General features: G+C 41.4%; 7 protein-coding genes, 3 tRNA genes and 1 rRNA gene. All 11 read left to right on the forward strand.

Translation table 11 applies throughout. From position 1 onward, the window contains the following. Positions 1-24 precede the first annotated feature (24 nt). Positions 25-1260, forward strand: coding sequence for an exonuclease SbcCD subunit D (locus tag O3598_RS08865; RefSeq protein ID WP_371452429.1), 1236 nt, complete (start codon positions 25-27; stop codon positions 1258-1260). Then, on the forward strand, positions 1261-4344 hold the full coding sequence (locus tag O3598_RS08870; protein WP_371452430.1) for an AAA family ATPase: 3084 nt from the start codon (positions 1261-1263) through the stop codon (positions 4342-4344). It abuts the gene before it with no gap. Between the two features lie 79 nt (positions 4345-4423). Continuing rightward, positions 4424-4798 (forward strand): VOC family protein, encoded by a 375-nt coding sequence (locus O3598_RS08875; RefSeq protein ID WP_005380323.1) that lies wholly within the window; start codon positions 4424-4426, stop codon positions 4796-4798. Then, entirely contained in the window at positions 4798-5505 is a 708-nt protein-coding gene (locus tag O3598_RS08880) for a tRNA threonylcarbamoyladenosine dehydratase (protein ID WP_371452432.1), read from the forward strand. Before O3598_RS08875 ends, O3598_RS08880 begins: the two co-directional genes overlap by 1 nt. After that, positions 5502-5936: a peptidylprolyl isomerase gene (locus tag O3598_RS08885; protein ID WP_005378394.1), complete on the forward strand. Its 435-nt coding sequence runs from the start codon at positions 5502-5504 to the stop codon at positions 5934-5936. The genes O3598_RS08880 and O3598_RS08885 overlap by 4 nt, the downstream gene beginning before the upstream one ends. 4 nt (positions 5937-5940) lie before the next feature. Then, on the forward strand, positions 5941-6567 hold the full coding sequence (locus O3598_RS08890; protein ID WP_060807569.1) for a hypothetical protein: 627 nt from the start codon (positions 5941-5943) through the stop codon (positions 6565-6567). A 58-nt stretch (positions 6568-6625) separates the two neighbouring features. After that, positions 6626-7465 carry a polyamine aminopropyltransferase gene (gene speE / locus O3598_RS08895; protein WP_371452434.1) on the forward strand — a complete coding sequence of 280 codons (840 nt, stop codon included), beginning with the start codon at positions 6626-6628 and terminating at the stop codon, positions 7463-7465. A 219-nt stretch (positions 7466-7684) separates the two neighbouring features. Further along, a tRNA-His gene (locus O3598_RS08900) sits at positions 7685-7760 on the forward strand. A 24-nt stretch (positions 7761-7784) separates the two neighbouring features. After that, positions 7785-7859 (forward strand) — tRNA-Gln (locus tag O3598_RS08905). A 4-nt stretch (positions 7860-7863) separates the two neighbouring features. After that, positions 7864-7939 (forward strand) — tRNA-Lys (locus O3598_RS08910). Positions 7940-8283: 344 nt separating this feature from the next. Beyond that, positions 8284-8766, forward strand: a 16S ribosomal RNA gene (locus O3598_RS08915); the annotation flags it as partial.

Below are 8766 nucleotides of genomic sequence, written 5' to 3' on the forward strand. Positions count from 1 at the left end.
GGGAGAACTGGAAAGGGGGATGAAATGCGTTTTTTACATACTGCTGATTGGCATTTAGGGCGTATTTTTTATGGTCAGTACTTAACAGATGACCAAGCTCATGTGTTGGAGCATCAGTTCTTTACTATTTTGAAAGAAGAAAAAATCGATGGTATTTTGCTGGCAGGGGATGTATTTGATCGGGCGGTACCACCCATTGAAGCTATTGAATTATGGGACTCTATCATTACTCGTCTCGCTATGGATTATAAGGTTCCTCTATTTGTAGTGAGTGGAAACCACGATGGAGCGGAACGCCTTGAAGTGGGACGGTCTATGCTAAGTGAATCGGGCATTCATATTTGGGGCTCCCCTCATCATGCATTACAACCCTTTGAATTTGAAGGCTTTGATGGTAGGGTGGCCATTTGTCCTATGCCGTTTAGCGAACCTCGTCGTATAGGTGACGCTTTGGGACTGAACTCCAGTGAATCAAAACCAGTTGATACGGATATGATTGATGATACTTTATTTTCCTATGTAGATGATAAGGATCAAGAAGCGGTCGCACTTAATTTACATAATTATGACCAAATGTATCAGGCTTGGAGTGATTATCTATATAAACAAGTGCCAAAACAGATGCGTAGCATTGCCATCAGTCACGCCTTTGTAATGGGCGGCGAAGTAGGTGGTTCGGAACGAACATTGTCTGTAGGTGGTAGTGAACAGGTGAGCCCTCACGTTTTTAAAAACTTTCACTATACAGCTCTTGGACATTTACATGGACCGCAACGGATGGGGGCAGACCATATTCGCTATAGCGGATCGCCATTGAAGTATTCCTTTGATGAGCATACGCAGAAGAAATCTTTTACTATTATTGATATGGATAAAAAGGGGAAGGTAGATATTAGTACAATCCCTGTAGAGGCGAAGCGCGATGTAGTCATCTTGGAAGGTTATTTTGCGGACCTTTTAAATAATACAGCCCTCCAAACGAAACATAAGGATGATTACGTGCAGGCACGCCTTCTAGATACGATGCCTATCATGGATGGCATGGCTAAGTTGCGTCAGGTCTATCACCGATGTATGACCATTGAATTGGCAGGGCGCATAGCAACACCTGTGGTAGATATGGGAGATGCCGTATTTAAAGAGTTAAACGAGCGTGAATTATTTAATCAGTTTGCTGAAACCGTGTGGAAGAACCCCTTAACAGAGCGTGAGCAACAATATATCAACTCTGTATGGGATCGAATTTTAAAGGAGGACTAGATGAAGCCTATATCTTTAACTATAGAAGCCTTTGGTCCGTATCGAGATTCGGTTACATTGGACTTTAGTAAATTAGAAAATCATTCTATGTTCCTCATCTCTGGTCCGACAGGGGCAGGTAAAACATCTATATTAGACGCCATGGTATATGCTTTGTATGGTGAGCCAAGTGGAGAAGTGCGGAAAACCGATGCTATTCGCAGCGATTTTGCGGAACCTGAGCGCATGACGCGTGTAGACTTTTCCTTTGCCATCGGAAATGCTCAATATCGTGTTGAAAGACTACCAAAACAGATGGTAGCCAAAAAACGTGGCACCGGTATGCGCGAACAGAACGCTAGCGCTACTGTATACGAAATGAAAGATGGTGAGTGGAAGGTTATCGCAACCTCTGCGGCTGCCATTCGCGATACGATTCAACGAATCATAGGTTTTCGTAAAGATCAATTTTTACAAGTGGTTCTATTGCCTCAAGGGGAATTCAGGAAACTCCTTGTGGCCTCTACAAATGAACGGGAGGAATTACTACATACGCTCTTTAGAACAGAGTTATATCGAAAACTACAAGAGGCTCTTAAATCAGCTTATGATGATGCAAAAGCTGGCATTGAAGAAAATTTGATGAAACAAACGGCGTTGATACAGTCTATTCCTCACGATGAAGAGACTCCGGTGCTAACTGTCGAACATGTACGTGAACTATTATCTAATCGAGTATCACATCGTGATGTACTTGTAGTAGAACGAGATAGGGCTGTTAATGAAGTAGAACAATTTAATGCCTTGCGTAAGGAGTGGGCCCTATATAATCAAGCGCAACAATCTCTAGTACAGGCTACATCTCGATTAGATTTGGTGAAAGCTAAAGAACCTGAGCGTACAAAATTGCGTGAAAAGGTTCAATTCCTCAATTCCTTATCCCCAGTTCATGCATTGTATCAACAATACATTGATAAACAGTCTAGTTTAACAACATTAGAACGGGCACTGTCCGATGCAGAAAAAAGTGTGGACACTGCTACTCAACATGAGACTAACTGTATAGAGGTTCATGAAGCGTTAGAATCTCAAGCTGAAACGATACAATCTAAGAGGACTACTTTGGCTCAACTCCAACAACAGTCTGAAAAGTTTGATGAGTTAGGATTGTTGAAAAAAAAGATGTCTACACTACGTGGTAATGTAAAACAATTGGATAGTAAAAAAAGTGAAGCGGACCTAGAGATACAACGCCAGCTCATCAAACAGATAGAAGTAGATATTGAGGGTTTACGTAAACGCTTTCAAGAGAATAGTACACTACTGGAGCAGGTTCCTGTTATTCAAGAACAGCTTAATCATGTGCACAGATATTCTGAGTTGGTAGAAGAAATTAGTCAGGTTCAAAAAGAAATCGACATTAAGAATGAGATGGTATCAACTCTGGATACAACAGTGAAAGATGCGAAGGTACAGTTAGAGCGGCTAGAGCATTTAATGCAAGAAGGGCGCGCGTATGAACTGGTTCCTTTCGTGAAAGAAGATGAGCCTTGCCCAGTATGTGGATCTACAGAACATCCTCATTTAGCAACTAAGCCAGAATTATATCCTACTAAGGATGAGGTTGAAGCTGCTCGAGGTATTCGTGATAAAGCGTTACAACAACAAGCGAATGAAGTTGGTCAAAGGGATGCGTTAGTGGGGCGGATGCATGAATTATCTAAGCATATGGACGCACAAGTTTCGATTCTTCAGTCCTCTATAGATGGTTTTTCTAAGGAAAACTTTGCATCGCTTCAACAAGTTCTGTTATCTCAAATGGAACGCTTCAAAACGTTACGTGGTGAATCTGAACAGCTAGGCAATACTATTTCTGATGCGGAGCGTAGGTTAAGCACCGCTAAGGATACGTTGGCTAAATCAGAACTTGCACATAATGAATTGCTTAAAGCATTGCATGAACTAGAGATTAGTATCAGTTCTGTACAAGCTAAAATAGATTCCTTATCAGAGTCGTTGCCTACTACGGATATAGAGTTGTGGCGTAAGCAAGTGACATTCTTAGCATCAGAAATTAAAGAGTATGATGCGCAGTTAACAGTGACTACAAAACAATTAGAGGAGGCTCGAGGGCAGCTAAGTGCTAAACGAGGTCGACTAGAAATCTTATCTTCTCAAGTAAGAGAAGAACAAAAGAATCTTGATTTTCTCCATGGGGAATATATACAGTCATTGCAATCTATATCGTTAAGTGAAATTGATTTTGTAGAAGCATTGAGTGACTTTAATGCGTTAGAGAATTTTAAATCTAATTTATATGACTTGGAAGAGGCCTTTAGTACAGCACAAGCTGTATATGATGCGGCACTAAAGACTACGGAGGCTGTGGTCAAACCTAACGATACTGTTTCGGATGAAGTATATGATGCAGCGGTAGAACGTCGTGATACATTGGTGGGCCATTTAGCGGCTTGGGATAAAGAAACACAGCATATAGAAACTACACTTGCTTCGCTAGAGGAAATTGAATCGGCTATGGGTGAGGCCCGAGAGAAGGTAGCCTTCTTAAGTCGATTGAATGATCTCGCTAATGGGGGTGAACAAGGTTTTAAAAATGTCACCTTTGAGCGCTATGTATTGGGGGCCATTTTAGATGAGGTTGTTTATGCAGCCAATTTACGTCTTCAAAAGATGAGCCGTAGCCGTTACTCTTTGGAGCGTTCAGACTATACCGGTGGCGGCCGTGGTAAGCAAGGCCTTGATTTGGCCGTAATGGACGCTTTCACAGGACAATCTAGACCTGCGAATACCTTGTCTGGTGGTGAAACATTCTTGGCCTCTATGGCACTTGCCTTAGGTCTTGCCGACGTGATTCAAAGTTATGCCGGTGGTATTCATATGGATACGATGTTCATTGATGAAGGGTTTGGTACACTTGACCCTGATACATTGGAGCTCGCTATGGAAACATTGGTACAACTACAATCATCGGGGCGCCTCATCGGTATGATTTCTCATGTACCGGAATTGAAAACTCGTATACCTGCTCATTTAGAGGTCACACGTGGTGATGATGGCAGTACGGCAAAATTTGTTATTAACTAGCTATAAATTTACAAAATGTGATACTATTAAAAGAGGATAATTCCTACAAAAATATACTGTATTTACATAAGGAGGTCCTATGAAGTTTTCATTTGCTCATAATAATATAAATGTTAAGGATCTTGATAAGAGTTTAGCCTTCTATAAAGAGGCCTTACTGCTTGAAGAGGCTCGTCGCTTGGAAGACCCAAGCGGTGCTTTTACCCTTGTATATTTAAAAAGTCCATATACGGCACATGAATTAGAACTTACATGGCTGCGCGATTGGGATCGCCCTTATAATTTAGGGGATAATGAATTCCACTTGGCATTTTATGTAGATGACTACGAAGCAGCTCTAAAAAAACATAAAGAGATGGGTGTTGTAGCCTATGAAAATGCCGACATGGGTATTTATTTTATCGCTGATCCTGATGGATATTGGACAGAAATCATTCCGGCGGGTAAATATTAATGGAATATATGTTAACTCGTTTGGAGTGGTTGGTTGGACCTGATAAAATCCAAACATTAAAGGATACATCTATTGCGCTCTTTGGTGTTGGTGGTGTCGGCGGTGGGGCCCTCGAGGCTCTAGTACGTGCTGGTGTAGGGCGCATCGTTATTATTGATGGTGATTCCATTGCACCCAGCAATTTGAATCGTCAAATGATTACGACACACGATACCATTGGAGAACGTAAGGTTAAGGTCGCAAAGGCGCGAGCTCTTTCCATCAATCCTGATGTAGTGATAGAAACTCACGATATTATGTATACTGAGGAGAAATCTCCTGGATTTATTCAAAGCTTGAACGTTGATTATGTGATCGATGCCATTGATATGGTAACGGCAAAACTCAATATTATCGAGGTTTGTCAACGTGAAAGCATCCCCGTTATTTCCTGTATGGGCGGCGGTAATCGCTTTTACCCAGAGAAACTTATGATTGCAGATATCAATAAGTCTCATACATGCCCGTTGGCACGCGTTATGCGCCGGGAACTCAAGAAACGGGGTATAAAAAAACAATTAGTTTTATTTTCTACAGAAAAACCGACAAAACCACAGTTCCGCGGCGAAGCAACGAGCCCGGGAACATGTAGTTTTGTGCCACCAGTGGCAGGTTTTATATTAGCAGCACATGTGTTGCGTACAATTTTGGAGGTACCTGAACAATGAAACAAGCAAAAATCCATATGGCAAAAGGTGGAGACATTGTAATTGAATTATTTGATAAAGAAGCACCTGGCACAGTACAAAACTTTATCGACCTTATTAATAAAGGTTTCTATAATGGATTGACATTCCATCGTGTAATTCCTGGATTCGTAGCGCAAGGTGGTTGCCCTAATGGCAATGGTACAGGCGGTCCTGGTTACACAATTAAAGACGAATTGATTGGCAATCCTCATAAACACGAACGCGGTGCGTTGTCTATGGCTCACCGTGGTCCTAATACTGGAGGTAGCCAATTCTTTATCGTATACGAACCACAACCTCATTTAGATGGTGTACATACTGTGTTTGGTAAAGTAATCGAAGGCATGGATGTAGTTGATGGTATCCATCAAGGCGATATCATGGAAACAGTGGAAGTAATCGAAGGTTAATCTCATGAATGATGTATCTGTTAAACATCCGGAGTGGCTTGATATCGATGTAAATGGGACTATATCACACGGCTATGATCAAGAATGGTTTGATGATGAATGGCAACGTTTGTCTGGTTGTGGCCCTACATCGGCTACACAGGTATTGAGTTATTCTGAATTTCGAGATGGCCTATTAGATGTGTCTACTACGGCAAATCATACATTAGCATTAGAACGTATGAATGTCGTGTGGAACTATGTAAAACCAAGATTTGGTGGTGGCGTTTATAAAACGCAATGGATGGAACGCGGCCTTAGACGTTTGTTTGATGATAAGAATTTGCCTTATGAGGTACACATGCTTAATGTATCTCCCTTTTCTGCATCCCGCGTAGAAGTAGAGGCGGCGGCGCAGTTTATTCACGATGCATTATCACAGGATGTTCCTGTAGCGTTCTTAAATCGCCATAAAGGTAAAGAACCTGCGCTCTATACATGGCATTGGGTGCCTATTTATAAGATGTTCATGGATGGTGATGATATTCGTTGTGGTATTTTTGATGAAGGGGAAATCCGTGATTTCTCACTAGTTCATTGGTTGCAAGATACCATCCTTGGCGGTGGATTCTGTTATATAACTAAAAAATAATATTAGTATTATGAGAGCGATGGTGAAAGCTATCGCTCTACCTATATAGGAGGTTATTATGAGTCAATGGATTACAGAAGAGCAAACGCCTCATTTACGTCTCAGTGCTGAAGCAGAAGAGGTACTTTATTCTGGTGAATCTGAATTTCAAAAAATTGAAGTATTTAAGTCTAAAGAATATGGCATGATGCTTGCATTAGATGGTGTATTCCAAACGTCTGAACGGGAGGAGTTTATCTACCATGAAATGATTGCTCATGTACCATTGTTTTTGCATCCAAATCCAGAACGGGTACTGATTATCGGTGGCGGTGATGGCGGTGTAGCCAGAGAATGCGTACGCCATGATTGCGTTAAAGAAGTTACCATGGTTGAGATTGATGGTAAAGTTGTAGAATTGGCAAAACAATACCTACCTACTATTTCTAAGGCTATGATTGAAAACAATCCTAAGTTAACAGTAAAGATTGGTGACGGTATTGGCTTTATGGCAGAGGCTGAAGATTACTATGACGTTATTATTGTGGATTGCTCTGATCCAATTGGTCCTGGTGAAGGATTATTTACGGAAGAGTTTTATGAGAATACGTTGAAAGCTCTAAAAGCAGATGGTCTATTTGTACAACAAACTGAATCTCCTATGCTTCATCAACCGCTCGTTGAGAAGGTGTTTGGTTATGTAAACAATCATTTCCCAATCGCTCGTTTGTACACCGCATACATTCCAATCTATCCGGCCGGGATGCATTGCTTTACGATTGGATCTAAAAAATACGACCCATTAACATGGGAACCAAATCGTGAACAAAACTTTGAAACTAAGTACTATAACAAGGATATTCAAAAGGCTGCGTTTGCATTACCAAATTTTGTAAAAAACTATTTGCCAAATAAATAATTTATATGTATAATAGGGAAGCACCATTCGTTAAGAAACATTTTAACGGTGGTACTTCCTTTTTATTAGGATGTGAAAGAGTTTTATATTAGAAGTATATAGCTTGTTAATTTCAAAACTGAAAGTTAAATGAAATTAGAAAAAGTTATTGACACAAACTTCTAAAACAGATATAATTCTCTTTGTTACGAAGACAGTGTCTTCGATACCTACAAGGTGGTGGGTATGGTGAAGCGGTTAACACGGCGGATTGTGGCTCCGTTACGCGTGGGTTCGATCCCCACTACTCACCCCATAACCTACACATCGTAATCATTGTAGGGGTGTCGCCAAGTGGTAAGGCAACGGACTTTGACTCCGTTATGCGCTGGTTCGATCCCAGCCACCCCTGCCAACATGGTTCATTAGCTCAGTTGGTAGAGCACCTGACTTTTAATCAGGGTGTCCCGCGTTCGAGTCGCGGATGAGCCACCAAATAAAACTCACAAACGAAAGTTTGTGAGTTTTCTATCTCTAATTTTAGAGAATTTGGTTATGATGGTAAGTATATTATGGAAACACAAGTGGTCAAAAATAAAACAAAACTTCTTAAAAAAGTGGTTGACGTTTTATGAGATGACTGATATACTTTAAAAAGTCGTTAGAACGTTAAAACTTCTAATGTACAGATCTTTGAAAACTGAACAATGATAGGTAATCAATCATATGATTGAACATATGCCAGAGTGCGGGTTTTGACAAAGTCAAAACCAACCATAATTCAAAGTTACTTAAATGTAACGACAACAAATATTGAGCTACTCAAATAGCTTCAAGATATCTTGGAGAGTTTGATCCTGGCTCAGGACGAACGCTGGCGGCGTGCTTAACACATGCAAGTCGAACGAAGAGCGATGGAAGCTTGCTTCTATCAATCTTAGTGGCGAACGGGTGAGTAACGCGTAATCAACCTGCCCTTCAGAGGGGGACAACAGTTGGAAACGACTGCTAATACCGCATACGATCCAATCTCGGCATCGGGACTGGATGAAAGGTGGCCTCTATTTATAAGCTATCACTGAAGGAGGGGATTGCGTCTGATTAGCTAGTTGGAGGGGTAACGGCCCACCAAGGCGATGATCAGTAGCCGGTCTGAGAGGATGAACGGCCACATTGGGACTGAGACACGGCCCAGACTCCTACGGGAGGCAGCAGTGGGGAATCTTCCGCAATGGACGAAAGTCTGACGGAGCAACGCCGCGTGAGTGATGACGGCCTTCGGGTTGTAAAGCTCTGTTAATCGGGACGAATGGTTCTTGTGC

The organism is Veillonella atypica, assembly GCF_041431435.1.
In the GTDB taxonomy this organism is placed as follows: Bacteria; Bacillota; Negativicutes; order Veillonellales; family Veillonellaceae; genus Veillonella; species Veillonella atypica.

Excerpts from the sequence above, each read along its gene's own strand:
- O3598_RS08870 (WP_371452430.1), top strand. The coding sequence starts at position 1,261 with ATGAAGCCTATATCTTTAACTATAGAAGCCTTTGGTCCGTATCGAGAT.
- O3598_RS08885 (WP_005378394.1), top strand. The coding sequence starts at position 5,502 with ATGAAACAAGCAAAAATCCATATGGCAAAAGGTGGAGACATTGTAATT.
- speE (WP_371452434.1), top strand. The coding sequence starts at position 6,626 with ATGAGTCAATGGATTACAGAAGAGCAAACGCCTCATTTACGTCTCAGT.
- O3598_RS08865 (WP_371452429.1), top strand. The coding sequence starts at position 25 with ATGCGTTTTTTACATACTGCTGATTGGCATTTAGGGCGTATTTTTTAT.
- O3598_RS08890 (WP_060807569.1), top strand. The coding sequence starts at position 5,941 with ATGAATGATGTATCTGTTAAACATCCGGAGTGGCTTGATATCGATGTA.
- O3598_RS08875 (WP_005380323.1), top strand. The coding sequence starts at position 4,424 with ATGAAGTTTTCATTTGCTCATAATAATATAAATGTTAAGGATCTTGAT.
- O3598_RS08880 (WP_371452432.1), top strand. The coding sequence starts at position 4,798 with ATGGAATATATGTTAACTCGTTTGGAGTGGTTGGTTGGACCTGATAAA.